This window comes from Streptomyces sp. NRRL F-5727, assembly GCF_000719555.1.
GTDB lineage: Bacteria > Actinomycetota > Actinomycetes > Streptomycetales > Streptomycetaceae > Streptomyces.
The window spans coordinates 151030-174465 of record NZ_JOGX01000001.1 but is presented as its reverse complement, the minus strand read 5'-3'; the positions used below and the strand labels follow the sequence as shown (position 1 = coordinate 174465).

Annotated in this window: 23 protein-coding genes and 1 pseudogene; 17 read left to right on the top strand and 7 right to left on the bottom strand. The window is 72.7% G+C overall.

The annotated features are described in order from the left end of the window. Positions 1 to 89: 89 nt before the first annotated feature. Positions 90 to 1307 (bottom strand): MFS transporter, encoded by a 1218-nt coding sequence (locus tag IF73_RS0100905; RefSeq protein ID WP_031002310.1) that lies wholly within the window; start codon positions 1305 to 1307, stop codon positions 90 to 92. A 242-nt stretch (positions 1308 to 1549) separates the two neighbouring features. On the opposite strand from IF73_RS0100905, the gene IF73_RS0100900 reads away from it, so the two are divergent. The 4 genes from IF73_RS0100900 to IF73_RS0100885 all read left to right on the top strand — a co-directional run bounded on the left by IF73_RS0100900 (position 1550) and on the right by IF73_RS0100885 (position 8444). Then, complete coding sequence (locus IF73_RS0100900; RefSeq protein ID WP_031002309.1) at positions 1550 to 1804, top strand: SHOCT domain-containing protein; 255 nt, start codon at positions 1550 to 1552, stop codon at positions 1802 to 1804. Positions 1805 to 1861: 57 nt separating this feature from the next. Next, positions 1862 to 3556 (top strand): NAD(P)H-dependent oxidoreductase subunit E, encoded by a 1695-nt coding sequence (locus IF73_RS0100895; RefSeq protein ID WP_037877929.1) that lies wholly within the window; start codon positions 1862 to 1864, stop codon positions 3554 to 3556. Continuing rightward, positions 3553 to 6252 (top strand): formate dehydrogenase subunit alpha, encoded by a 2700-nt coding sequence (fdhF, locus tag IF73_RS0100890; RefSeq protein ID WP_031002305.1) that lies wholly within the window; start codon positions 3553 to 3555, stop codon positions 6250 to 6252. Before IF73_RS0100895 ends, fdhF begins: the two co-directional genes overlap by 4 nt. A 122-nt stretch (positions 6253 to 6374) precedes the next feature. Then, positions 6375 to 8444: a SpoIIE family protein phosphatase gene (locus IF73_RS0100885; protein ID WP_031002302.1), complete on the top strand. Its 2070-nt coding sequence runs from the start codon at positions 6375 to 6377 to the stop codon at positions 8442 to 8444. Between the two features lie 125 nt (positions 8445 to 8569). On the opposite strand, the gene IF73_RS0100880 is transcribed toward IF73_RS0100885, so the two are convergent. Genes IF73_RS0100880 through IF73_RS0100870 form a run of 3 tightly spaced genes read right to left on the bottom strand, consistent with a single transcriptional unit; the run spans position 8570 to position 10337 of the window. After that, the gene (locus IF73_RS0100880) at positions 8570 to 9424 is read right to left on the bottom strand and encodes a universal stress protein (RefSeq protein ID WP_031002300.1); all 855 of its coding nucleotides are present in this window, start codon (positions 9422 to 9424) and stop codon (positions 8570 to 8572) included. Next, complete coding sequence (locus IF73_RS0100875) at positions 9421 to 10101, bottom strand: CBS domain-containing protein (protein ID WP_031002299.1); 681 nt, start codon at positions 10099 to 10101, stop codon at positions 9421 to 9423. Before IF73_RS0100875 ends, IF73_RS0100880 begins: the two co-directional genes overlap by 4 nt. Next, positions 10101 to 10337: a CBS domain-containing protein gene (locus IF73_RS0100870; RefSeq protein WP_031002298.1), complete on the bottom strand. Its 237-nt coding sequence runs from the start codon at positions 10335 to 10337 to the stop codon at positions 10101 to 10103. Before IF73_RS0100870 ends, IF73_RS0100875 begins: the two co-directional genes overlap by 1 nt. Before the next feature lie 201 nt (positions 10338 to 10538). Between IF73_RS0100870 and IF73_RS0100865 the strand changes: the two genes are divergently transcribed. The 13 genes and pseudogenes from IF73_RS0100865 (at position 10539) to IF73_RS42510 (ending at position 20770) form a co-directional block, all read left to right on the top strand. Next, entirely contained in the window at positions 10539 to 10808 is a 270-nt protein-coding gene (locus tag IF73_RS0100865; protein ID WP_051716451.1) for a DUF1918 domain-containing protein, read from the top strand. 527 nt (positions 10809 to 11335) lie between these two features. Beyond that, a complete protein-coding gene (locus IF73_RS0100855) occupies positions 11336 to 12253 on the top strand; it encodes a universal stress protein (RefSeq protein WP_031002296.1) in 918 nt (305 codons plus the stop codon). After that, positions 12250 to 12951 carry a helix-turn-helix domain-containing protein gene (locus IF73_RS0100850; RefSeq protein ID WP_031002295.1) on the top strand — a complete coding sequence of 234 codons (702 nt, stop codon included), beginning with the start codon at positions 12250 to 12252 and terminating at the stop codon, positions 12949 to 12951. Before IF73_RS0100855 ends, IF73_RS0100850 begins: the two co-directional genes overlap by 4 nt. 256 nt (positions 12952 to 13207) lie before the next feature. Next, positions 13208 to 13978, top strand: a complete 771-nt coding sequence (locus IF73_RS37340) for a universal stress protein (RefSeq protein ID WP_324616065.1) — start codon at positions 13208 to 13210, stop codon at positions 13976 to 13978. 5 nt (positions 13979 to 13983) lie between these two features. Beyond that, positions 13984 to 14115, top strand: a complete 132-nt coding sequence (locus IF73_RS42685; protein ID WP_324616064.1) for a universal stress protein — start codon at positions 13984 to 13986, stop codon at positions 14113 to 14115. Further along, the gene (locus IF73_RS0100840; protein WP_063833395.1) at positions 14112 to 15032 is read left to right on the top strand and encodes a universal stress protein; all 921 of its coding nucleotides are present in this window, start codon (positions 14112 to 14114) and stop codon (positions 15030 to 15032) included. The genes IF73_RS42685 and IF73_RS0100840 overlap by 4 nt, the downstream gene beginning before the upstream one ends. Positions 15033 to 15204: 172 nt before the next feature. Continuing rightward, the gene (locus IF73_RS39260) at positions 15205 to 15579 is read left to right on the top strand and encodes a PEP/pyruvate-binding domain-containing protein (RefSeq protein WP_324616063.1); all 375 of its coding nucleotides are present in this window, start codon (positions 15205 to 15207) and stop codon (positions 15577 to 15579) included. A 239-nt stretch (positions 15580 to 15818) separates the two neighbouring features. Then, on the top strand, positions 15819 to 16232 hold the full coding sequence (locus IF73_RS0100830; protein WP_031002292.1) for a CBS domain-containing protein: 414 nt from the start codon (positions 15819 to 15821) through the stop codon (positions 16230 to 16232). Between the two features lie 205 nt (positions 16233 to 16437). Beyond that, a complete protein-coding gene (locus tag IF73_RS0100825) occupies positions 16438 to 16893 on the top strand; it encodes an Hsp20/alpha crystallin family protein (RefSeq protein WP_031002291.1) in 456 nt (151 codons plus the stop codon). Then, positions 16890 to 17393 carry a flavodoxin domain-containing protein gene (locus tag IF73_RS0100820; protein ID WP_031002290.1) on the top strand — a complete coding sequence of 168 codons (504 nt, stop codon included), beginning with the start codon at positions 16890 to 16892 and terminating at the stop codon, positions 17391 to 17393. Before IF73_RS0100825 ends, IF73_RS0100820 begins: the two co-directional genes overlap by 4 nt. A 49-nt stretch (positions 17394 to 17442) precedes the next feature. Continuing rightward, positions 17443 to 18033 (top strand): hypothetical protein, encoded by a 591-nt coding sequence (locus tag IF73_RS38485; RefSeq protein ID WP_051716450.1) that lies wholly within the window; start codon positions 17443 to 17445, stop codon positions 18031 to 18033. 139 nt (positions 18034 to 18172) lie between these two features. Then, a pseudogene (locus IF73_RS37330) lies at positions 18173 to 20385 on the top strand (cation-translocating P-type ATPase); the annotation flags it as partial. Next, entirely contained in the window at positions 20360 to 20770 is a 411-nt protein-coding gene (locus IF73_RS42510) for a cation-translocating P-type ATPase C-terminal domain-containing protein (protein ID WP_267883562.1), read from the top strand. The pseudogene IF73_RS37330 and the gene IF73_RS42510, both read left to right, overlap by 26 nt. Here IF73_RS42510 and IF73_RS0100805 read toward each other — a convergent pair. From IF73_RS0100805 to IF73_RS0100795, 3 genes are all read right to left on the bottom strand, one after another. Further along, the gene (locus IF73_RS0100805) at positions 20710 to 21369 is read right to left on the bottom strand and encodes a DUF4389 domain-containing protein (RefSeq protein WP_037877926.1); all 660 of its coding nucleotides are present in this window, start codon (positions 21367 to 21369) and stop codon (positions 20710 to 20712) included. The genes IF73_RS42510 and IF73_RS0100805 overlap by 61 nt on opposite strands. A gap of 5 nt (positions 21370 to 21374) precedes the next feature. Then, on the bottom strand, positions 21375 to 21497 hold the full coding sequence (locus tag IF73_RS42505) for a hypothetical protein (protein WP_267883559.1): 123 nt from the start codon (positions 21495 to 21497) through the stop codon (positions 21375 to 21377). A gap of 343 nt (positions 21498 to 21840) precedes the next feature. Beyond that, on the bottom strand, positions 21841 to 23283 hold the full coding sequence (locus IF73_RS0100795) for an MBL fold metallo-hydrolase RNA specificity domain-containing protein (protein ID WP_078867878.1): 1443 nt from the start codon (positions 23281 to 23283) through the stop codon (positions 21841 to 21843). Positions 23284 to 23436: the final 153 nt, after the last annotated feature.

Below are 23436 nucleotides of genomic sequence, written 5' to 3'. Positions count from 1 at the left end.
TCCATACCAACCCCGGGAGGTAGGGACGGCTACGGCCGTCCGGGCCCGTGTCGGGGGACAACCGGCCCATCCGGAGCCGCAAGGTGAGGTCACGCGTCAGCGGCGACCCGCGCACGTCGCCGGACGACCGTGGACGTCAGAGCGCCGGCGATCACCGCAGTGACCGCCAGAAGGACGAAACCCCAGGTGTAGTCGTGTACGACGCTGTCGACGGCCCCCATCACGAGAGGCGGGAAGAAGCCGCCGAGACCGCCCGCCGCTCCTACCACGCCCGTCACAGAGCCGACCCGCTCGGCGGGAACGAGACGAGCGACGAGGGCGAAGACCGCACCGGACCCGGCTCCCAGGCCGGCGGCCGTGCCGAGGAAGCCCACCGTGCCGACCGGGACCAGCTCGGCCTCGAACGAGGCGACGAGCGCACACACGGCGACGAGTCCGTACGAGCCCGCCAGTACGGGGACGGGGTGGGCCCGGTCCGACAGCCAGCCGCCCACCGGCCGCATGGCGACCGCGAGGACCACGAACCCGGCGGTCCGCAGCGCCGCGTCGGAGCGGCTGAGCTCGTAGGCCCGGGTCAGATAGGTCGGCAGGTAGACGCTGAAGGCGACGAACCCGCCGAAGGAAACGGCGTACAGGAACGCCAGGTGCCAGGTCGAGGGCGTGCGCATGGCCGCTGCGGTGCGTGACCACAGGGACCCCGTTGCCGTCGCGCGCCCGGGACGGTCGCGGAACAGGAACCGGGCCACCAGGGCGTACACGGCGAGGAGGCCGGCCACGAGATCGAACGGAAAGGCGCGCCCGAGGGCGCCGGTCAGCTGGACAGTGGTGAACGCCGACAGGGCGGTGCCGCCGGTGCCGATGCCGAAGATCCCGAGTGCGACGCCCCGCCGCGCCGGTGGGTACCAGGCGTTCACGAAGGGGACGCCGACGGCGAAGGCCGTTCCCCCGAGACCGAGCAGGAATCCGCCCGCGAGGAACTGCGCCAACGAGTCGGCGAGGTGCCCCAGGTACAGCACCGGCAGAATCGTGAGCGCCGCGACGAGGGGGAACACCCGGCGGGCTCCCCACCGGTCGGTCAGCGCCCCGGCCGGGATGCGGCCGAGCGCGCCGACGACCACGGGTACGGCGACCACGAGGGACTGTTCGAACGAACTGAGACCGAGGTCGTCCCGCAGCCGGGGGCCGAGCGGTGCGAGGAGGGCCCATGCCCAGAAACAGAGGGTGAACCCGACGGTGGCCAGCAGCAGCATCTGCCACGGTCGGGAGGCAGCGTCCGTGGGAGGTGGCCTCCCGGTACTCCGGATCATGATGTCTCCTGGGCGACAGGCCGCGTCGTCGGCGCGGAGCTCCGCTCGTTTCCCACCTTCCGGGAGCCGGTGTCCCGCACCCAGGGGCCACTTGTCCCCTTCCTTGCCCGGACGGCCCTCGCAGGGGGCCGTCCGGCCCTGTCCCCGGTGTGTCGACCGGGACACCGTGGAGGTGTGCGGGCCCGACCGGGAGCAGGGACGCCCTGCACGAGCCGGTCCGGCCGTCGGGAGCGTGAGGAGAGATGATGTTCTGGTACGGGGACGGCATGAACGGATGGGGCTGGTTCGCCATGGCGGCCGGGATGGTCCTGTTCTGGGGGCTGCTGATCACCGTAGTCGTGTTGATCTTCCGCACGTTGGACCATGCCTCGGGTCGTCCGGTGCGGCGGGGGTCGCCGACGCCCGAACAGATCCTCGGCGAGCGGCTGGCCCGCGGTGAGATCGACGAGGAGGAGTACCGCAGGCGGCTGAGCGCTCTGCGCGGCGGGGAACCGTGACCCGCCGCATGACGTCGCCGGGATGCGGGCGTGGTCGCACCAGGTCATTCTGGGGCCATGGCCTGTCGGTCGCCCGCGGAGTCGGGCGGACCTCGCGACGCGTTCCGTGCGCTCACCGCACGGCGCGCAGCACAGGGTGACTCGCTGTCGGCCAGGCTGGAGCGGGCCAGGGCGGGTACCGACGGTGCGCCCGAGGAATGGGCGCCCGAGGCCGCCGCGGCGGCCGGACTGCCCGCCGCCGCCGGGCTCGGCCCCGCCACGTACTTCGCCGACCTCGCCGCCCCGCGTGGCGAGCGCCACGTGCGTGTGTGCACGGCGACGGCGTGCTTCGCCGCCCGCGGCGGACGGCATGTGCGGGAGGTGGAGGAGGTGCTCGGCGTGACAGCCGGGAACGTCTCCGCCGACGGCCGCACCTCGCTGCAGGGGGTCCACTGCCTCGGCTACTGCTACGCGGGCCCCGCCGCCCTCGACGGAACCCGGCCTCGGGCCGGGGCCGATCTCGCGGACCAGCTCGCCGGCCGTGCGGAACCCCGCGTACCCGGCATCCCCGCCGCCGACACCACTGGTGCGCCGGTGCTGCTCGCCGGCATCGTGAACGGCGAGTCCGCCTGGGACATCTGGCGACGTGCGCGGGACAGCCTGCGCCCTGACGACGTGCTCGAAGAGGTGGCGGCCTCCGGGCTGCGCGGGCGGGGCGGCGCCGGCTTCCCCGTGTCGGACAAGTGGCGGGCCGTGTCGGGCAGAGCGGGCGCCGTCGTCGTCGCCAACGGGGACGAGGGCGACCCGGGCTCGTACGCCGACCGGCTGCTGATGGAAGAGGATCCCGAACGGGTCCTCGCCGGGCTCGCCCTGGCCTGCCTCGCCTGCGACGCGCGGCGCGGGGTCGTCCTCGTGCGCTCCGAGTACCCGAGGGCGATGGCCGAGCTGCGCCGTGCGGTGGAGTCCGCGACAGCGGCGGGAGAACTGGCTCCCTCAGCGGAGACGGCCGGACCCCGGCCCTTCGTCGAGATCGTCGAAGGGGCCGGCTCCTACGTCGCGGGCGAGGAGACCGCGCTCATCGCCCGCCTCGAGGGCGCCCGGGGGGTGGCGCGCCCCCGACCTCCGTACCCGACCGACCACGGCCTGTGGGACGCGCCCACGGCGGTCAACAACGTGGAGACGCTCGCCTCCGTTCCCTGGATCGTCCAGCACGGCGGGCCGGCCTACGCGCGGCGCGGCGCCCCGGGCGAGACCGGCACGAAACTGGTCTGTCTGTCCGAGCGGTTCGCCCGCCCCGGCGCGTACGAGGTCGAACTCGGACTGCCGGTACAGGACATCGTCCGCCGGTACGGAGGCGGACTCAAGGACGGTCGCGAGCTCGTCGCCCTCCAGATCGGCGGCCCCCTCGGCGGCTTCCTCGCCTCCGACGCGCTGGACACCCCGCTGTCCAGCCAGGCGCTCACGGACCGCGGCGCCGCACTTGGACATGCCGGGATGGTCGCCTTCGACGCGGACACCGAGCCGGTCGAACTACTCCGCCACATCTGGGAATTCGCCGCCGATGAGAGCTGCGGGGCCTGCTCGCCGTGCCGCGTCGGCACCCGGCGTGGTCTATCCATCGCCCGTGCCGGCGGCCCGCCCGGGGAGACGATCGAGCGGATGGCCCGCCTGATGACCGAGGCGAGCCTGTGCGCCTTCGGCCGGCGCGTCCCCTTCGCCGTCCGCAGCCTCGCCCGGGCGTACGGCACAGCCCTGGCGGGGTGGGACCGATGACACGCCTCCAGATCGACGGGCGCACGGTCGACCTGCCCGCCGGAGCGACGCTGCTCGACGCGGCACGGGCCGCCGGCGCCGAGCTGCCCACCCTCTGCCACGACGACCGCCTCCGCTCGGCCGGCTCCTGCCGGACCTGCCTCGTCCAAGCCGACGGGCGGACCGTCGCCGCCTGCGTCACGCCCGCCACACCGGGCATGACGGTGGACGCCTCCGGCGAAGAGGTACGCAACCTGCGCCGGGACGCCGTCGCCCTCATCGCCTCGGCGCTCCCGCCGCATGCGCTCGCGGACGAGGCTCCCAGCGAACTCGCCGCAGTGTGCCGGACGTTGAGCATCGAGCCCGACAGCGACGGGACATCCCTGACACCCCTGCGCGGGCGCGACGACACGCACCCGTACGTCCATCTCGACCGGGATCTGTGCATCGCCTGCGGGCGCTGCGTCCGCATGTGCTCCGACGTGCAGGGCACCTTCGCCCTCACCCTCACCGGACGCGGCGCCGACACGGTCGTCGCCCCCGGCACGGGCGGTGCATGGGCCGATTCCGACTGCGTGGCCTGCGGCGGCTGCGTCGACACCTGCCCCACCGGCGCGATCACCCAGCCCGGGCCCGGCGAGGGCCTTACCTCCCGGCAGCCGGATCCCGACCGGGTCCGCACCACGTGCGGGTACTGCGGTGTCGGCTGCGCCCTCGACGTGGTCGTCCGCGACGACCGGGTCGCGGCCGTGCTTCCTGCGCCGGACGGGCCGGTCAACCGGGGGCACGCCTGTGTGAAGGGCCGTTTCTCGTACGGCTACCTCACGTCGGCCGAACGCCTCACCGAGCCCTTGGTACGCCGCGACGGCGTCCTCACACCGGTGAGCTGGGACGAGGCGATCGGCGTCGTCGTGGACGGGCTGCGCGCCGCCGTCGAGCAGGGCGGGCCCGACGCGGTCGCCGCGATCTCCTCCGCCCGCGCCACCAACGAGGAGAACTACCTCGTCCAGAAGTTCCTGCGGACGGTCATCGGCACCAACAACGTCGACAACTGTTCCCGCCTGTGCCACGCACCTTCCGCGGCCGGACTCACCGCGTCCTTCGGGCGGGCCGGTGGCACCGACCCCTTCGGCGACGTCGAGACCGCCGACTGCTTCCTCGTCGTCGGAGCCAACCCCGTCGAGGCCCACCCGGTCGTCGGCGCCCGACTCCTCCAACGGGCCCTCGGCGGCGCTCGACTCATCGTCGCCGACCCGCGCGCCGTCGGACTCGCCCGCCACGCCGACGTTCATCTCCGGCCCCGGCCCGGCACGAACGTCGCCCTCTTCCACGGCCTCGCCCACGTCCTGGTCGCCGAGGGTCTGACCGACCCCGGGTTCCTGCGCGAACGCGTCACCGGACTCGACGAACTCACCACGCTGCTGTCCGGCTACGCGCCCGAGCGGGTCGCCGAGATCACGGGCGTCCCCGCCGACCACATCACTCAGGCGGCCCGGCTCTACGGCAGGGCCGACCGCCCTGCCGTCCTGTACGGGCTCGGGGTCACCGAACACCTGCACGGCACCGACGGCGTACGCTCCCTCGCCAACCTGCCCATCCTGCGCGGCGCCGTCGGTGGCACCGGGCGTGGTTTCGGCATCAGCCCCCTCCGCGGCCAGAACAACGTTCAGGGCGCGTCGGACATGGGCGCCCTGCCCGATCTGCTGCCCGGGTACGGCCGGGTCACCGACCGTGAAGCCCGTGCCCGCGCCGAAGCGGTGTGGGGCCGGCCGGTCCCGCCGACACCGGGGATGCGGATCCCCGAGATGTTCGAGGCTGCCCGCGAGGGGCGACTGCGCGCGCTGTGGATCATCGGGGAGGACGTGTGCGCGACCGACCCGGACAGCCGACGCGTCGCCGACGCCCTCGACGCCTGCCCGCTGGTCGTCGTCAACGAACTGTTCCTCAGCGAGACCGCCCGGCACGCGGACGTCGTCCTGCCCGTGGCCTCCTGGCTGGAGAAGGACGGAACCTTCGTCAACTTCGACCGAAGGTTCCAGCGCGTAAGGCCCGCGGTGCGGCCGCCGGACGCGGCCCGTACCGACTTCGCCGTCGTTCAAGCCGTCGCCGCCGCGATGGGCGCCGACCTGGGATGCCCCGCTCCCGCCGAGGCCCTGACGGAGTGCGGACGCGTCGCTCCGGTCTTCGCCGGCCTCTCGCACGCCCGCCTCGACACCGAGGGCGCCGTGCCCTGGCCCTGCCCCTCGTCGGACCGCCCCGGCGAAGCCACCCTGTACGCGGAGCGGTTCGCGACACCCGACGGCCTCGCCCATCTCTCCGCCGCGCCCTATCTGCCGCCTGGAGAGGAGCCGGACGGCGACTACCCGATCCTGCTCGTCACGGGACGCCGCTGGGCCCACTACAACTCCGGCAGCATGACCCGGCGCGGTGGAAACCTCCTGCTCGACGCCCGCGGGCTGCTGGACCTTCATCCCGAGGACGCGGCTCGGTACGGGGTGCGGGACGGCGCCCCCGTCACCGTCGACAGCCGCCACGGGCAGGCACGGCTGATCGCCCGAGTCGGCCCTGACGTCGCCCCGGGGCAGGTCTTCTGCGCGTTCCACTTCCCGGACGAGGGGGTCAACTCCCTCACGTCGGAGAACGCAGACACCGTGACCTCGTGCCCGGAGTACAAGGTCACGGCGGTACGGCTGCGACCTGTCGGGGCCCGCGGCTGAGCTTGTCGGGCGGAGACCGGCGCGCCCGGTTCGCGCGACGATCCGGCCGCGTACGCCCATACTGAGGATGACGGCAGCCGTCCAGGGGTGCGTACGGACGAGAATCGCGGTGGCGATGCGCGATGCAAGAGGTGCCCTTCGACGAAGTGACCACCAGCGCGGCCCGGGACGCGGGCGGATGGCTCGGGGCCCTGCCGGTCGCCGTAGTGGCCACCAGCGCGGACGGGGCGATCGTGCGCTGGGACCACGCGGCGGAGGACCTGCTCGGCTACACCGCGCACGAAGTGCTCGGCCGGCACATCGCCGACCTGCTCCACCCGGGCGCGGACCGCGGTCTCGGCCGGTCGCTGTGGGAGGGCGCGGCCACGGGGCGCGGGGTCATGGGCACGGTGACCGCCTGGCACAAGGAAGGACGCCCGCTGGACCTGGAGGTCTGGGCGTGCCCGGTTCCGGCCCGGCACCGGGGTGGGACCACGGTTCTGGTGTTCGCCGCGGAGGCCGAGGCCGCACGAAGGATTCGCGGCTCGTCGGCGGTGTGGGACGGCTTGTTCTCCCGTTCTCCGGTAGGCATCGCGGTCTTGGACACCCAGCTGCGGTTCCTTCGGGTCAACCCGGCGCTGGAAGCGATGAACGGTCTCCCGCAGGCCGCGCACATCGGACGCCGCCTCGTCGAGATCCTTCCTGATGTCAATGCCGCGGACATGGAGCGGGCGATGCGCCGGGCCCTGGACGAGGGAAGGCCCGTCCTGGATTCCCGCCGTACGGGCCGCACCCCGGCCGACCCTCACCACGACCACGTGTGGTCGGGATCGTACGTCCGGCTGGAGGACGCCGACGGACGCCCGATCGGGGTGGCCGCCACCTTGATCGACATCACCGCCCAGCAGCGGGCGCAGATCGAAGCCGACGCGGGCCGACGCCACCTCGCCCTGGTCAACGAGGCCACCCGCAAGATCGGTACCAGCCTGGACCTTGAACGCACCGCCCAGGAGCTCGCCGAGGTCGCCGTGCCCGACCTCGCGGACGCCGTCACCGTCGACGTCCTGGAGACCCTTGCGGCCGGCGAAGAACTCGGCGCCGGCCTGATCGGGGGCGCCACGTTGCGCCGACTGGCCAAGGCGCCACTGACCGGATCTCGCGTCACGACCGTCCTCGCCCCCCTGGGACACACGCTCGTCTTTCCCGCCAACGCGCCCTACACCCGGGCGCTCGGCGCGCGCCGCCCGTTCGTCATAGCCGAGCTCGACGAGCAGGCCATCGCCCCGGCGGCCGGCCACTCCACCACGCCGGCGGAACTGCTCCGGCTGGGAGTGCACTCGTTCATGATGACCCCGCTGTCGGCCCGGGGCGTGGTGCTGGGCCTGGCCACCTTCTACCGGAACCGACCGGTCGGACCCTTCACGGAGGACGAGGTCGCCCTCGCCGGTGAACTGGCGGCACGCGCCGCGGTGTGCGTCGACAACGCGCGCCTCTATCGCCGCGAACACGACACAGCCGCCGTCCTGCAGCGGAGCATGCTGCCGCAGCACATCACCCCGCCGCCGGGGATCGAGGTCGCCCACCGCTACCTGCCCGCCAGCGACGTCAACGAGGTCGGCGGCGACTGGTACGACGTCATCGCCCTGGAGGACGGCAGGGCGGTGCTCGTCATCGGCGACGTGATGGGACACGGGACCGCGGCGGCGGCCGTGATGGGGCGGCTGTCCTCGAGCGTCCGGGCCCTCGCCCGCCTCGACGTCGCCCCCGAGGAGGTGCTGTACCAGCTGGAGGCCGCCCTGCACGACCTCGCCGAACCCATGCTCGCGACCTTCCTGTCCGTCGTGGTCGACCCCGCCACCGGCCACTGCCGCATCACCCGTGCCGGCCACCCGCCACCGGCGGCCGTCCTGCCCGACGGTACGGCCCGGCTGCTCGACGTACCTCCGGGCCTGCCGCTGGGCGTCGGAGGCATCCCTTTCACCACCACCGAGGTCACCCTGCCGCCCGGGAGCCTCCTCGTCCTGTACACCGACGGCCTCGTCGAGGCCCGCAACAGCGACATCGACGCACGTCTCGCCGAACTGACCGACCTGCTCACGGAGCCCCCTCCGTCGCTGCCCGCCCTCTGCGACCGCCTGCTCACCCACCTCGTCCCGGCCTCCGCGGACGACGACATCGCGCTGCTCATCGCCCGCATCGGCACCGCGGCCTGACCACTCCGGAGGGTGCCCCGCCGGAGGGGCGGTGTCCCTGGCCTCTCGTGCCCGCCGGAAGCCCCTGACCGGCATCACCGATGCCGAACGCGACCTCCGTGCCACCAGGAGGAAGGGTCGTGGCGTCAGTCGTGTGGCACGAGGGCGACGGGCGCCCGGCTGTGGTGCAGCACGGCGTGGGCCACGCTGCCGATATGAGCGCCCAGAGCCGAACGACGCGTGCGGCGGCCCACGACGACGAGCCCGGCGTCCCCGGTTGCCTGCACCAGTTCGGCGCCGGCCGATCCGATCACCACGCGTGCGGTGGCGTCGACATCGGAGAACTTGGCCCGCCAGGGATCGAGCAGACCGTCGAGGGAACGCTCGATCTCCGGCGTCACGGCCGCGCGGATGTCCGGCACCATGGCCGGGCCAAGGCCGGCGTAGGGAGGCAGTTGCTGGGCGTACACGGCCTTCACACCGGTGCCGCGCCGGGATGCCTCCCCGAACGCGAACTCCAGGACGACGTCCGCGGGCTGCTCCGCGTCGACCCCCACCGTGACCGGCCCGTCCGAGCCGGAGCTGTCCAGGGCGCGTACGAGGACGAGGGGCCGATCGACGGCCCCGGCGACGGTCAGGCCGACCGAGCCGACCAGATAGCCGGCCACACCGCCCAGCGCGCGTGATCCCAGGACCAGGAGGTCACCCGCCTCGGCAGCGGCGACGAGCCCAGGGACGGGGCCCGCTGCCAGCAGTCGGGTCGTCACCGGCAGCTCCGGATGGCGTGTGCGCAGTGTTTCGGCCGTACGCGCGAGCAGCTCCTCGGCCCAGGGCTCCTGGGACTCCCGCGCCGCGAGCGAAGCGACCGACTCCGGCCACGGCTCTCTCGCATGGACCAGGTGTACTCCGGTGCCGCGCAACACGGCCTCGTCCGCAGCCCACTCGGCGGCGGCGTTCGCCTGCGCCGTGCCGTCGATTCCGACCACGATGCTCTGTGTCATGGCCGTCCACCTCCCGTGGGGATGTCGTCGTTCTCGTAGGTGAGCCGGGTGCGGGAGACCGAGACCACTCCGTCGACCGTCGCGCACATGCGCTCGATCGCCGGGATCATGCCCCGGTACGGCACGGTGCCCCCGAGTTCCACCCGACCGCTGTGCACCTCGACGGACAGTCCGCCCGGGTCGAGGCCGAGCGTGCCGCCGAGAACGTCGCCGGTGATCTCGCGGCGGATGTCGTCGTCGTCGCGGAGAAAGATCCCCAGCAGGTCCCGGCGGCTCACGATGCCGACCAGACGGTCCGCCTCGTCGACGACCACGAGCCGTTTGACGCCCTGCACCTCCATCAGACGTGCCGCCTCCACCACCGTCCAGTCAGGGCGAACACACACCGGGGGCGCCGACATCAGCTCTTCCGCGCGCGTGCCCTCGGCCTTCGCCCGCGCCCATGCCTCGAGCCCCGGCACGGCCGGCATGTCTCCGGGGAATGCGGCCTGGTCGGCCGTCTTGCGCAGCAGATCACCCTCCGAGACGACTCCGAGCACCCGGCCGTCGCCGTCCACCACCGGCACCGCGGTGACCCGGTGCTGTCCGAGGATCCGCACGATCTCCTTGAACGGCGCGTCGCCGCGGACGCTCACCACGTCACGTGTCATCAGCTCGTCGATCCTGCGGTGGCGCATCACCCGCTCCTTTCCGATGTGGACACGTCCGTTGCCGACACCAGGCGAAGCTCGGCGGTGGACCGCAGCAGATCTGCCTCCGAGACCACGCCGAGCGGGCGTCGGTCATCGTCGACGACCGGTACCGCCGAGATGTCGTGATCCGCGAACAGACCCGCGATCTCCTCGAAGGAGGTGGCGGGGGCCGCGGTGACCACGTGGTGCGTCATCACTTCGAACACGGTGCGGTGCTCCATGACGCTCCTCCTGCACGGGTCGGGCGGTCCCCGTGGATCCCACCCTGATACGCGGACCTTCCCGGCAGCAGTGCCGAACGGTCCCCACCCGGGACCGATGGCCCCTATGAGGGCCGGCCGGTTCGCCCGCAACGTGGAGAGAGATGAAGCGACGGTCGCGGAGACCTCGTGGCTCCGCGCTCGTGCCGGGAGGAGAGGGCCATGACCGGGACCGCAACACGACACCACTCGGACGAGGACCGCGCCGGACTGTGGGCCCGTGTCGGCGACCGGCTGATCGTCGGAGGCGCCATCGTCGGTCACGAAGGCCGCGACGGAGAGATCGTCGGTCTGCACCACGCGGACGGTACCCCGCCCTACGATGTCCGCTGGTCGGACACGGGCCGGGTCACCCTGGTCTTCCCGGGCCCGGACGCGCACGTTCAGCACTTCCCGCGCTCCGGCAGGACGTCGGTCACGCCGCGGCCGTGAACTCGGCAGCGGCGTCGACCACCCCGGGCACCGCACGGGCGAGTCGCACGACCAGATCCGCGGGGACGGAGTCCGGCAGGCACCCCATGAGCGTCACCGACCCGTCCTCGACCCGGACGGTGAGTATGGAGTCACCCTCCGGCATCGGACGCGTGAGGAGCTCCGGGCGACAGCACCGGAACCTCACACAATCTCCCGCCGCCCAACAGTGCGCCCAAGGGGCCGACCGGGGTCCGCTCGGGCCCGGTCGACCGTCTGGTGTGCGCCGAGCCTCCATGGTTCGCTGCAGCTGGGGAAAGCCCGCGTGAGAACGCGGAGCAGCGGCTTCGTACCGCGCACCGCGCAATCGGGATCCGCGAGAAGCGGAGGGGTCCTTCCGCCCGCCCAGGCCCTGCCGACGGTCTCGTCCGCACGGCGCCGGCAGGGCCTGGGCGGGCAGAGGCCGGGACCGACCGGCCCTATCCGGCCACCGCGCCCGGTGCGAGCGTGGCAGGGAGCCATCTCGTACGCGGAAGGTGGTGGGGACGATGGAATCGCGCCTGGTGGTGGGCCCCCTGGTGGTGGGCGTCGATGGTTCCGACGCCAGCCTCACAGCCTTGGACTGGGCAGTCGACGAAGCGGTACGGCACCGCCTCCCGCTGCGTATCGTGCACGCCTCGCTGTGGGAACGCTACGAGGGCGTCGTACCGTCCTGGAGCACGGACCGGCCGGAGGGACAGGTCCTCGCGGAGAACATCGCCGGCACCGCCGAGGAGCGGGCCCGGCGGCGCGCGCCCGGTCTCGCCGTCACGGCGGACGTCCTCGCGGAGGACGCTGCCACGGCGCTGCTCAGGGAGGGACAGGAGGCCGCGCTCCTGGTCGTGGGGTCCCGTGGCCGGGGTGAGCTGGCTGATCTTCTGCTCGGGTCCGTCGGCCTCGTCGTGGCCGCCCGGGCACACGGCCCGGTGGTCGTCGTTCGTGGGGACCGGCACGGCTTGGAGGCGCGCCATCAGCGGGTCCTCCTGGGGGTCGGCGACCACGACGTGGACGCGCCGGCCGTGCGTTTCGCCTTCCGCGAGGCCGCGGCGCGGGACGCGGAACTCGACGTCGTACGGGCCTGGCGACGCCCTGCGCATGAACCCGTCGACCACCCGTTGATGACCGGTGAGTCCGGCGTGTACTTCGAACACCGCGCCTCCGAACTGCTCGACAAGGCCCTCGAGGCGGCGGCGAACGAGTACCCCGACGTACGGCTGCGGCGAAGTACGGTCGAGGGCTCCGCCCACCGAGCGCTGACCGACCGCTCCGCCGCCGCCGACCTCCTGGTCGTCGGGGCGCGACGCCGGGACCGGCATATCGGGCTGGAACTCGGCAGGGTCGCCCACCGGGCTCTCCACCATGCCTCATGTCCGGTCGCCGTCGTTCCCCGGCACCACTCCGCCCCACCCGAGGGAGAAGAACGATGACCTCCGCTGCCCGGCATCAGATGAGTGACCTCGGCCGCAGGATCGAGGCCAGGCGCACCCGTCTCGGCCTGTCTCGCGAGGACGTGGCCGCACGAGCCGGATCCACACCGGGCTACATCGAACTCCTGGAAGAGCAACTGCCCAGCCCGGGCATCGAGTTCCTGGTCCGGCTCGCGAACGCACTGGAGACGACCGTCCAGGACCTGACCGGGTACACCGCGGATCTCGCGCCCGGAAAGGCCCACGCCGGCCATCATGCCGGGATGGTCGGCATCGACGAGACGGAATGCTGGGCGCTGCTCGACGACCACGGCGTCGGTCGCGTCGCCGTCACCGGAAGCGACGGGCCGGAGATCTACCCCGTGAACTACCAGGTCGTGGGCAGAGAGGTCCTGTTCATGACCGCGGAGGACACGCCGCTCGCGCGGGCGGCCGTCACCGGCGCGGCGATCGCCTTCGAAGAGGATCGCGTGGATGACGCCTTCAGCCAGGGCTGGAGCGTTCTCCTGGCCGGCCCCGTACGCAAGGTGTCCGACCCGGCCACGGCCCAGACGCTCCGAGCAGCCGCGTACTCGACCCCGTGGGCCGGTGAAGGGAGGGACACCGTCGTCGTGCTCTCCCCCCGCCGGGTGACAGGGCGACGCGTGCTGGTGCAGGGCGCGCCCGGGACGTCGTCCGGGCCTCGGCCTCGACCTTGAGGCGATGCACGCCTCCCGGTCCGGGCCGAGACACGCCGTCGTCGGCCTACCCCAAGGGCACGTCGGTTACCGGCGCGGGACTGGGGTGGATGACCGCGTGGGCCGCGTGGCCGAGATGCGGACCCCGACCAGAGGGCCGAGCAGGCATTGATCAGGGCCGAACGGCCCATCCCCGGGAGACCCGCCACGGTGTCACCGTGGAGATGCCGATTCCGGGGCGTTGCCCTCGGGGCCCGGGTACTCCGCAGGAGGAACCATGACCAGTGACATCCCCGTACGGCCGGAGCTCGGCAACGTCGTCGTGGGAGTCGACGGGTCTCCCGCGGCCCGCACCGCCGCGCTCTGGGCCGCCGCCGAGGCGGATCGCCGGGGCCGTCCCCTGCACCTCGTGCATGCCGCGGACACCGATCGGCGCGCCTACTGGACCGACGCCGAGACGATCCAGGCGGTACGCGAGGCGGGCCGTGACCTGCTGACCGAGACGGCGAGCACGATCCACGAGCGTTTCGCGGACCTCGACGTCACCAAGGAGCTCAGTCGTCAGGAGCCGGTCTCCGGACTGAAGGCGGCTGCCGGCGACCAGGGAACGATCGTCGTGGGCAGCAGGGGCCTCGGCGGCTTCTCCGCCCTCCTGCTGGGCTCGGTGGGGCTCGGCGTGGCCGCCCGGGCCGACGTGCCCGTGATCGTCGTACGCGGGGAGGGCGAACGACCCGACACAGGCTCGGTGACCGCCGCCGTACGCGACACCACGGATCTGGACTGTCTGCTCCTCGCCGCCGCCGAGGCCGACGCCCGCAAGGCATCCCTGCGGATCGTGAGCGTCTGGAACGTCCTCACCCATGTCGGCAGCGTCGCCACCATGCTCGACGACCTGGACGGGATCGCCCGGCAGCGGGTACTCGAGGTGAAGGCCCTGGCCGACCGCGTCCGCGAGCTCTACCCCGATCTGGTCGTCGGCCACCACGTGGAGACCGGCACGAGCACTCCGGGGGGATCCTCGTCGAGGCGAGCAGCCGCACCGACCTGATCGTGATGGGCCGCGGCCACAGGCGACTGGGCGTCGGACCGGCCCTGGGGCGCGTCGCGCACGCCCTGATCCACCACGCCCCCTGCCCGGTGCAGATCGTCCCGTCTGCCGTCGTGAGAAGAGACGAGGAGCCGTGAGCGACGTACTGGCCGGCGTCGACCCCCGCGAGCTGTCCGTCCCGGCCCTGGTGTGGGCCGCCGACGAAGCCGTACGCAGAGGCGCCCGGCTGCGCCTGGTCGTCGCCGTTCCCCCGGTCCACGACCGGCTCGGATACGACGCCCGTGCCCACCAGAGATCCCTGCGCATCCGTGGGGAGTCGGCGCTCGCCCACGCACAGGACCTCGTACGGGGGTTGCACGAGGGACTGTGGACCGTGACGGAGCTCGTCGACGGAGCGCCCGCCACCGTGCTGCGCGAGAGGACGCGGGGCACCGCGCTCGCCGTAGTCGGCTCGCGGCGCCTCGGCAGGGCCGCCGAGGTCCTCAGCGAGGGCTCGGTGGCCGTTCCGCTGGCGGCGCGTGCCGACTGTGCCGTGGTGGTGGTCCGCGAACCGGAGCACACGGCCGTCCGTCCGCCGCTGATCGTGGTCGGCGTGGACGGCAGCCGGGACTGCCGGGCCGCCGTCGCCTTCGCGGCGGCGGAGGCGAGTCTGCGCGAGGCACGCCTCATGGCGATCTGGGTGTGGCCCCGCCCTCTGCTGCCCCATGGCGACGAGACCGAGGGCCTGGCCGATCGCCGTCGGCTGCTCGCCGAGGCGGTGGCCGGATGCGCGGAACGCCACCCCGACCTCCACGTAGAACAGCAGGTCATGCGCGGCCACCCCGTCGATGAGCTCACCCGCGCTTCCCGGGAGGCCCTCGCCGTGGTCGTCGGCCGACGGGGCCGTGGCGGCTACTCCGGCATGCGGCTGGGTTCCACGGTGCACGGACTGCTGCACCATGCCGCCTGCCCTGTGATCACCGTTCCCCTGCCCGATGCGGCGGGGGCGGACGATACCTCCGCCGGGGCCGACCGGACCCGGCCGCGTACGGACCGACCGGCTCCGACCGGCTGACCCGCTCGGCACCGTGCCGTGTCACGCCCCGGGCGGCACCGTGGGAGGACGAGATCGGTTCCGGACCGCCAGACGGATCCCCGGATCCCGGGAGAGGTGAACACCATGCAGCAGATCCGGATCAGTCGACCGCGGACGCCCTCCGGCCGTCCGGCCCCGTACTGAGGCCGCGGTGAGAACCGTGGAGGACACCAGGGGACCGATACGCCGCGTCGTACCGTTCACGGAGCCGGGGCGGCGTGATGCCGGACGCGCGGGAGGCAAGAACGCCGCGCTCGGCGAACTGACCAACCGGCTCGGCGTCGCCGGCATCCGAATCCTTCCGGGGTTCGCCACCACCGCCGAGGCATACCGGGAACTGCTCGCCACCGGGGACCTGCGCCGCCACGTGGAGGCACAGATCGACCGGCTGCACGAGGGGCCCCGCTCGACGGGGTCGGAGCGGCCATCTCCTCCTCTCCTCGGCGGCCGACCGTTCGAAGCGGAGGAGGCCACCTGGCCCAGGCGGAGGCGATGCTCGCCGGGGTCTCCGAAGGAAGGGGAGTGACCATGCCCCGCAGGACACGACGCAGTCTCGCCCGTGACGCTGAGCCGCGACCCCCGTCGCCCGGGCGGCGGAAGGCGGGTGATGTGCTGCCCACGGGACCTGGGAGCCTCCCGAGCGCTGTGCAGATGCACGCGCGCCCCGTGCGGGCGGTCCACACCATCCAGGTGCCCGCTGGTCTTCTCTGACCGCGGCAATCGACCCGATCGCGACCAGGGGGCTCGAAAAGAAGGAGGCAGGCCATGACGACCGCACGGGAGATCATGCACGCGGGCGCGAGCTGCGTGCAGGAGAACGAGACCCTGATGGACGCGGCACGACGGATGAGCGAACTCGACGTCGGCGCGCTGCCCATCTGTGGGCCGGACAACCGGCTCCACGGCATCATCACCGACCGGGACATCGTGGTGAAGTGCCTCGCCAGGGGCAAGGACCCCCACCACATGACGGCCGGACTCCTCGCCCAGGGCAAGCCGGTGACGGTCGACGCGGACGCCGACACCGAGCACGTGCTGCGCACCATGCAGGACCACCGCATCCGCCGCGTCCCCGTGATCGAAGACCACCGCCTGGTCGGCATGATCAGCGAGGCGGACCTCGCCCGGCACCTGCCGGAGGAACAGGTGGGCCACTTCGTCGAGGAGATCTGCCGCTGACCACACGAACAGCGCACACCAGGACCCATTGGGCCGGTCGGTCCCTTTCCGGTACGGCCCACTCGGCCCTCCCGGGCACCCCCCTTGGGCACTGCGCCGCAGGAAGCCCGGGCGGAGGATCGGAACTACAGGAGCCGGACCCGGCCCCCCGACTGATCCGGTCTCCCAGGCACTTTCCCGGGATCCGACGACGAGGAGCGGAACGATGACCGGACACCATGTGGAGCGCAGGCACAGCCTCTTCCCCGACTTCAACGACTTGTTCAACCGCGAGTTCCCGGGGCTGCCCGGATGGCGTCCCGCCACCGCCGCCCACTCCATCCCGGTGGAGGTTCTCAGCGACGCCGACGGGTACGTGCTGCGCGCCGAGCTGCCGGGCATGGACGCGGACGACATCGGCATCACCGTCGACGACAACCTGATCACGGTGAGCGCTGAGCACAGTGAGAGCAAGAGGGACAAGGAGCACTCGGAGTTCCGCTACGGATCCTTCCGCCGGACCGTGCGCCTTCCGGCGACGATCCCCGCCGATGACGTCGACGCCTCGTACGCGGACGGCATTCTCACCATCCGTGTCCCGATGCCCGAGGAGAAGGCGGAGACCCGCCGGACCATCCCCGTCCGCCGAGCCGACAGCGGGGGCGAGGGGGCAACGTCATGAATCCCAAGCGCGTCCTGGTCGCCTACGGCAGCAAGCACGGCGCGACCGCCGGCATCGCGGACGAGATCGGCAGGACGCTCCGGGCCGACGGCCTCGACGCGGTCGTTCTGCCCGCCGACACCGTCACCGACGTCAGCGGCTACGACGGAGTCGTCCTCGGCGGGGCCCTCTACGCGGGGCACTGGAACGGCAAGGCGCGCCGGTGTGCCCGGCGCAATGCCGAGCAGCTCCGTCACCGGCCGGTCTGGCTCTTCAGCAGCGGCCCCGTCGACAGCTCCGCCGAGCAGCACGAGATCCCGCCCGTGCCCGGGGTGGCCCGCCGGATGAAGAAGCTCGGCGCACGCGAGCACGTCACCTTCGGCGGCGCGGTGACCGCCGAGACGCCGGGTCCGATCGCCCGGTCCCTGGTCCGCCACGGCAAGGGCGGAGACTTCCGCAACCCGGAACGGGTCCAGGCGTGGGCGCACCACATCGGAACCGAGCTCGACGCCCTGGGCTGAGCAGCGGCGCCCGGGCGCCCGAAGGGCTGCCACACCCCGGAGGTTCGACATGAGCCACGAGTCGTCGGGCCGCGGGCCCACCGTGGCCGGGAGCAGGCCCGGAGGGCACGCCGCTCTGATCCTGGTCCTGCCGATCGCCCCCGTCTGTGGCGCCGTCGCGGCCGGGATGCGATGGACCGCCGGAGCCGGAGAAGACCGCGAACTCGCCGCCCACCGTCACCAGGTGCAGGCGATCACGACGGGGCAGGCCGAGGACCCGCCCGTCGGCAGCCGACAGGGCGCCAAGCCGCGCCCGTCGCACCCGGCGGTCTGGGAGTACCCCGACGACGTCCGAAGGACCGGGACCATCGACGTTCCGCCCGGGACTCCGCAGGGGCGCAGGCTGACCATCTGGGTGGATGACCGAGGCAGCCCCACCCGCCCGCCGGGCAGCACCGCTGACCTCGCATCGACCGCGCTCGCCGGGGGCACGGCTGTCGCAGGAGTGGTCGTGGCGTCGAGGGCGGGCCTCCTCACCCTCGCGCGACGACGCTCCGACGGCCGCCGGCTCGCCGCCTGGGAGCGGGAGCGGGAGCAGGTGGAACCCGTCTGGTCGGGCCGGCTCCGGCGGGGCGGCGGCCCCGGGAGCGGCGATGACTGACCGAACGGGCGGCCGCTCGCCCGAGGCAGAGGCCAGGGCACCGGATGAGGTGCTGCCCACCGACCCCAGCGAACCACTGCCCCGGCTGCGCCGTGAACTGGCGACCGGTCCGGACGGGCTGTCCGCCCGCGAAGCGGCCCGTCGCCTCGCCGTCCACGGGCCGAACGAAGTACGGCGCGAGGAGCACCCCTCCTTCGCGCGGGAGCTGGTCCGTCAACTGGTCCATCCTCTGGCACTGTTGCTCTGGGCGGCCACGGCTCTTGCCTTCGTCGCGGACCTGGCCGTCCTCGGCTGGGCGATCCTCGCTGTGATCGCCGTCAACGCGACCTTCGCCCTGCTCCAGGAACGGCAGGCCGAGCGCGCGGTCGAGACCCTCGCCCGCTATCTGCCCGAGCGGGCCCTCGTCGTGCGGGACGGCAAGCCCCTCACCGTGGAGGCCCGTGACCTGGTGCCGGGCGACGTGATCCTCCTGGAGGAGGGTGACAAGGTCCCGGCGGACGCGCGCGTCACGGAGGGCGGGGTCGAGGTCGACCTGTCGATGCTCACGGGGGAGTCCGTGCCGGCCGAACGGATGGCCGCCGCCGGACTCCTCGGCGCCCCGCTCCTGGAGGAACCGAACCTCGTCTTCAGCGGGACGACCTGCGTGGAGGGGCAGGCTCGGGCCGTCGTGTTCGCCACGGGCCACCGCACCGAGCTGGGGCGGATCGCAGCGCTCAGCCAGCGCACCCGGCGCGAGGCGAGCCCCTGGAACGGCAGGTCAAGAAGATCGCCTGGCTCATCGCCGGCGTCGCCACCGGCATGGGGGTCGTGTTCCTCGTCGTCGGAGTGGCGGTCGGCCTTCCGGTGACCGACTCCCTCATGTTCGCCATCGGCCTGCTCGTCGCCAACGTGCCCGAGGGACTCCTTCCGACCATCACGCTGGCTCTCGCCGTAGGCGTCCGGGCTCTGGCCCGGCGAGGCGCTCTGGTCAAACGCCTGAGCGCCGTGGAGACGCTCGGCTCCACCAATGTCATCTGCACGGACAAGACCGGCACGCTGACCCGCAACCGGATGCGTCTGCGTGCCCTGTGGACGCCGGGCCACGGCGCGGAACCCGGCCCGTGGGCGCAGGAGTTGGTGCGGACGGCCGCGCTGTGCACCACCGTCACCCAGGACGCCGACGGCGAACCGCACGGCGACCCGACCGAGGCGGCCCTCGTCGCCGCGGCCGACGAACGCGGCGACCCGGTGGACCCCGACCGCCGCGACGCGGGACGGCTGGCGCTGTTCCGCTTCGACCCACGGCTGCGGCTGATGTCGGTGGTGCAGCGGGACGAACGGGCACCGGGCCGCGCGCGGATCATGGTCAAGGGAGCCCCTGAGGCGGTTCTGGCCCGGCTGCGGCCGGAAGGAGGCGGGGACCGCGCCCGTGCGGCGGCACAGGAGCTGGCCGAGGGAGGCATGCGCGTCCTCGCCGTGGCCGTACGCGACCTGGCGACGGTCACCGAGCGGCCCTCGCGTCGCCAGGACGCCGAGTCGAGACTGACCCTGCTCGGTCTCGTCGGCCTGTACGACCCGCCGCGCTCCGAGGTGGAGGCAGCCGTCCGCCGCTGCCACGAGGCGGGGGTGAGGGTGCACGTCGTCACGGGGGACAACGGCGCCACGGCCGCAGCCGTCGCCCGCGAGGTCGGCATCGGCCTGCCACGACTGCAGGTCGTCGCGACCTCAGAGACCCTGGCGGACGACGAACTGGACCGGCTCCTGACGGACGACGACGCGGAGATCGTCTTCGCCCGCTCCTCGCCCGAGACGAAGCTCAAGGTGGCGGACGCCCTGAGGGCGCACGGCCGGATCGTGGCCATGACCGGCGACGGAGTGAACGACGCCCCGGCCCTGCATCGCGCGCACATCGGCGTGGCCATGGGCCGCTCGGGCACGGACGTGGCCCGCGAAGCCGCCGCCATGGTCCTCACCGACGACGACTTCGCCACGATCGTGACCGCGATCGAGTCCGGGCGCCGCGTCTACGACAACGTCCGCAAGTTCATCGTCTACATCTTCGCCCACGCCACCCCGGAGATCGTGCCCTTCCTCGTCTTCGCGCTCTCCGCAGGGGCGGTCCCGCTGCCGCTCACCGTGCTGCAGATCCTCGCCATCGACCTGGGAACCGAGACCCTGCCCGCCCTCGCCCTCGGCCGGGAACGCTCCGAACCCGGCATCATGGAACGGCCACCACGGCCGCCACACCAGGGCGTGATCTCCCGCGACATGCTCGTCCGCAGCTGGGGCTACCTGGGGCTGACGTCGGCGGTCCTCGTGATGGTCGGCTACTTCTACGTACTCTGGCGTGCGAGCTGGCAGCCCGGCGACCCGACAGAGGCCGGCAGTCCCCTGCACCACGCGTACGTCACGGCCACCACCGCCACCTTCGCCGGGCATCGTCACCTGTCAGGTCGGAACCGCCTTCGCCGCCCGCACCGACCACGCAGCGCTCCGCGCCATCGGCGTGCTCTCGAACCCGCTGCTGCTTGCGGGCATCGCCTTCGAGCTGGCCTTCACCGCCGCCCTCGTCTACGCGCCCCCGCTTCAGCGCCTCTTCGGTACCGCAGCCCTCCCCCTGGACGTCGTCCTGCTCATCATGACGTTCCCCGTTCTGGTGTGGGGCACGGATGAGCTTCGGCGGTCCTGGCGGCGTCGTCACGGGCCCCTGTCCGCTACCGCCTCCGTGCCGCCCTGGTCGAGGCGGAAGGGCGGGTAGGCGTCCGTCATCAGACTCGCGTAGGCGGCGACGCGCAGGACCCAGCGGTTGAGGCCGACGATCAGGGCGAACAGGTCGCGCGGATACCGGTCGTTGAAGGCCACGGCGAAGCCCGCGATGAGCGTGAGCAGGGTGACCAGACCGCCGCTCCACCAGCCGGCGCGCATGCCGCCGGTGAAGAAGGCGATGATCAGGTAGTGGGGGATGGCGAGCAGCCACCATTTGACCAGGACCTGCGCGCGCGAGAGTCGCTGCGGGTAGGCGATGTCGAGCCGGGCCGGGTAGTCGGGCTGGGCGCCCAGGCTGAAGGGCGGGTAGCGGTCGGTGGCGAGTGCGCCGTACGAGTAGTACGACACGCGCCAGGACCAGCGGAGCACACCCAGGTTGAAGTCGAAGAGGCCCCGCGGGTAGCGCTCGGTGAACAGGACGGCGAAGAAGGCGATCACGGTCACGACGAAGAACGCGATCCAGAGGAAGAACAGCACGATCCAGTGGGGGATCACCAGGATCCACTTGACCAGCCACAGCCAACGCGACAGCGGGGCGTCGAGTTCGGCGGTCACCCTGACCGGAGCGTACGGGACGCGCGATGTGTCCATGGTCGTCACTTCCTCGCCGTGGCGTCGTCTACGCGTGCGAGCCGGCCGACGACCGCCACGACGCCGTTCTCGACCTCCACCGACGCGTTTGACGGGCTCAGCCTCAGGATGAAGGGCTGGGTTGTCATGACTGTCTCCTCACCGGGCGTAGGCCAGGGGTTCCACGTCGACGCGCGGCATGAGGTCGTGGAGGAGCCGGCTGCGGGCCGACAGGCGCCGAGATGCCGTTGGTACGGCGGCATGATCCAGAACCGGTCGGTGTGCTGTCGCTCCCGGCGATGCGCGTACCCGCCGGGATGTGCACCGGGCGGGAACGTTCCAGGAGCCGCTCGCGTGCGTCAGGCGCGAGTTCGTTCGGCAGCGTTCTTGTGGTGGTCATGGTGTCCTCCAGCCCTTCCCCCCAGGTTCCCGCGGGGCGGGCGTCCCCCGGGAGGGCCACGCAGGGCACACCGGGGGCCCGAAGGGCCCGGGTCAGCGGACCAGGACGGCCTCACCGGAGCGGGGGACGACGGCCGTCCAGCCCAGCTCGTGGTCGATGCGGTCGCGCAAGACAGCGGAGGCGGTCGGCTCGCCGTGGACGAGATACGTCGTGTGCGGCGGCGGCGCACCGCGCAGCCAGTCGACGATCTGGTCCGCGTCGGCGTGGGCGGAGAAGTGCGGCACGTCGGCGACCTCGGCCCGCACGGGCACGTACTCGCCGAACATCTTCAGCACGCGGGCCCCGTCGACCAGGTCCCGCGCCCGGGTCCCGGCCGCGGCGAAGCCGACCACGACCACGGCGTTGCGTGGGTCGGGGAGGAGTCGGTGCAGGTGGTGCAGGACGCGTCCGCCGGTGGCCATGCCGGCCGAGGAGACGATCACGGCGGGTCCGGGGGCCTTGTTGATCTCGATGGACTCCTGGACCGTTCGTGCGGCCTGGAACGGGGCGGGGCTGAGTGCGGTCTCGCCCTGGGCCAGGATCTCGGGCCGCAGCTCGGCGGAGCGCTCGCGTACGGCGTCCCGGTAGACGTCGAGCGCGGCGAGGGCCATGGGGCTGTCCACGTACACCGGCACCGACTGCGGCAGCACGCCGCTCTCGCGCAGCCGGGTCAGCTCGTGCAGGACCACCTCGGTCCGGTCGATCGCGAAGGCGGGGATCACCACGGTGCCGCTCCTGGCCACCGTCCGGGCGATGACGTCGGCGAAGGCCGACCGACCGGTCTCCTGGTCGTGGCGTCGGTCGCCGTACGTCGACTCCATCAGCAGCACGTCGGCGCCCGAGAACGGCTCCGGCGGCAGCAGCAGCGGGTGCCCGGGGCGGCCCAGGTCACCCGAGACGGCCAGGGTGTGTCCGTCCTCCAGCGTGAGCCGGGCCCATGCCGAGCCGAGGATGTGCCCGCCGTGGTGGAGCGTGAGCCGGGTGCCGGCCATGATCTCCACGTCCCCGCCGACCGGCACCGGGTCGAAGAACGCCAGCGTCTTCTCGACGTCGGAGTCGTCGTACAGCGGTTTCGCCGGGCGATGCTTGGACCAGCCGTGCTCGTCGGCGTGCCGGGCGGCCTCCATCTGAAGCCGGGCGCTGTCGCGCAGCACGATCCCCGCGAGGCGGGCGGTGTGGGCGCTGGTGAGGATCGGCCCGCGGAAGCCCTGCCGCACCAGACGCGGCAGATAGCCGCAGTGGTCCAGATGCGCGTGGGTGACGACCACGGCACGGATGTCGGAGGCGTCACGGGCGAACCGCTCCCAGTTGCGCCGGCGCAGGTCCGCGAAACCCTGGAAGAGACCGCAGTCGAGGAGGATCCGCGCATGGTCGCTCTCGACCAGGAACTTGCTGCCGGTGACCGTCCCCACACCGCCCAGGAAACTCAGCAGGGCCGGTCGCGGGGGAGGACCGGCGGGCGCGGTGGGAGCGGGGTTCTGGGCTGCCTCGGACATGAGCGCCCTCCTTCGCAGAGCGGGCCGGTTTCCACCCTTGCACCCGGACCCGCCCGGGCCGCAGGGCCCGATCGGCCCTCCCGTGGGGCCGGTCGGCACATGTGTCTTCAGCGCGTGATCGCGGAGCGTGAGCGATGAGGCCGTCCGCGCGTG

Bases quoted from the DNA above. Each gene is read 5' to 3' on its own strand.
- IF73_RS0100895 (WP_037877929.1), top strand. From the start codon at position 1,862: ATGGCCTGTCGGTCGCCCGCGGAGTCGGGCGGACCTCGCGACGCGTTC.
- IF73_RS0100870 (WP_031002298.1), bottom strand. From the start codon at position 10,337: ATGGAGCACCGCACCGTGTTCGAAGTGATGACGCACCACGTGGTCACC.
- fdhF (WP_031002305.1), top strand. From the start codon at position 3,553: ATGACACGCCTCCAGATCGACGGGCGCACGGTCGACCTGCCCGCCGGA.
- IF73_RS0100795 (WP_078867878.1), bottom strand. From the start codon at position 23,283: ATGTCCGAGGCAGCCCAGAACCCCGCTCCCACCGCGCCCGCCGGTCCT.
- IF73_RS37340 (WP_324616065.1), top strand. From the start codon at position 13,208: ATGACCAGTGACATCCCCGTACGGCCGGAGCTCGGCAACGTCGTCGTG.
- IF73_RS0100880 (WP_031002300.1), bottom strand. From the start codon at position 9,424: ATGACACAGAGCATCGTGGTCGGAATCGACGGCACGGCGCAGGCGAAC.
- IF73_RS42685 (WP_324616064.1), top strand. From the start codon at position 13,984: ATGGGCCGCGGCCACAGGCGACTGGGCGTCGGACCGGCCCTGGGGCGC.
- IF73_RS0100875 (WP_031002299.1), bottom strand. From the start codon at position 10,101: ATGCGCCACCGCAGGATCGACGAGCTGATGACACGTGACGTGGTGAGC.
- IF73_RS0100855 (WP_031002296.1), top strand. From the start codon at position 11,336: ATGGAATCGCGCCTGGTGGTGGGCCCCCTGGTGGTGGGCGTCGATGGT.
- IF73_RS0100865 (WP_051716451.1), top strand. From the start codon at position 10,539: ATGACCGGGACCGCAACACGACACCACTCGGACGAGGACCGCGCCGGA.
- IF73_RS0100885 (WP_031002302.1), top strand. From the start codon at position 6,375: ATGCAAGAGGTGCCCTTCGACGAAGTGACCACCAGCGCGGCCCGGGAC.
- IF73_RS0100805 (WP_037877926.1), bottom strand. From the start codon at position 21,369: ATGGACACATCGCGCGTCCCGTACGCTCCGGTCAGGGTGACCGCCGAA.
- IF73_RS38485 (WP_051716450.1), top strand. From the start codon at position 17,443: ATGAGCCACGAGTCGTCGGGCCGCGGGCCCACCGTGGCCGGGAGCAGG.
- IF73_RS0100820 (WP_031002290.1), top strand. From the start codon at position 16,890: ATGAATCCCAAGCGCGTCCTGGTCGCCTACGGCAGCAAGCACGGCGCG.
- IF73_RS0100900 (WP_031002309.1), top strand. From the start codon at position 1,550: ATGATGTTCTGGTACGGGGACGGCATGAACGGATGGGGCTGGTTCGCC.
- IF73_RS0100905 (WP_031002310.1), bottom strand. From the start codon at position 1,307: ATGATCCGGAGTACCGGGAGGCCACCTCCCACGGACGCTGCCTCCCGA.
- IF73_RS42505 (WP_267883559.1), bottom strand. From the start codon at position 21,497: ATGACAACCCAGCCCTTCATCCTGAGGCTGAGCCCGTCAAACGCGTCG.
- IF73_RS0100825 (WP_031002291.1), top strand. From the start codon at position 16,438: ATGACCGGACACCATGTGGAGCGCAGGCACAGCCTCTTCCCCGACTTC.
- IF73_RS0100830 (WP_031002292.1), top strand. From the start codon at position 15,819: ATGACGACCGCACGGGAGATCATGCACGCGGGCGCGAGCTGCGTGCAG.
- IF73_RS0100850 (WP_031002295.1), top strand. From the start codon at position 12,250: ATGACCTCCGCTGCCCGGCATCAGATGAGTGACCTCGGCCGCAGGATC.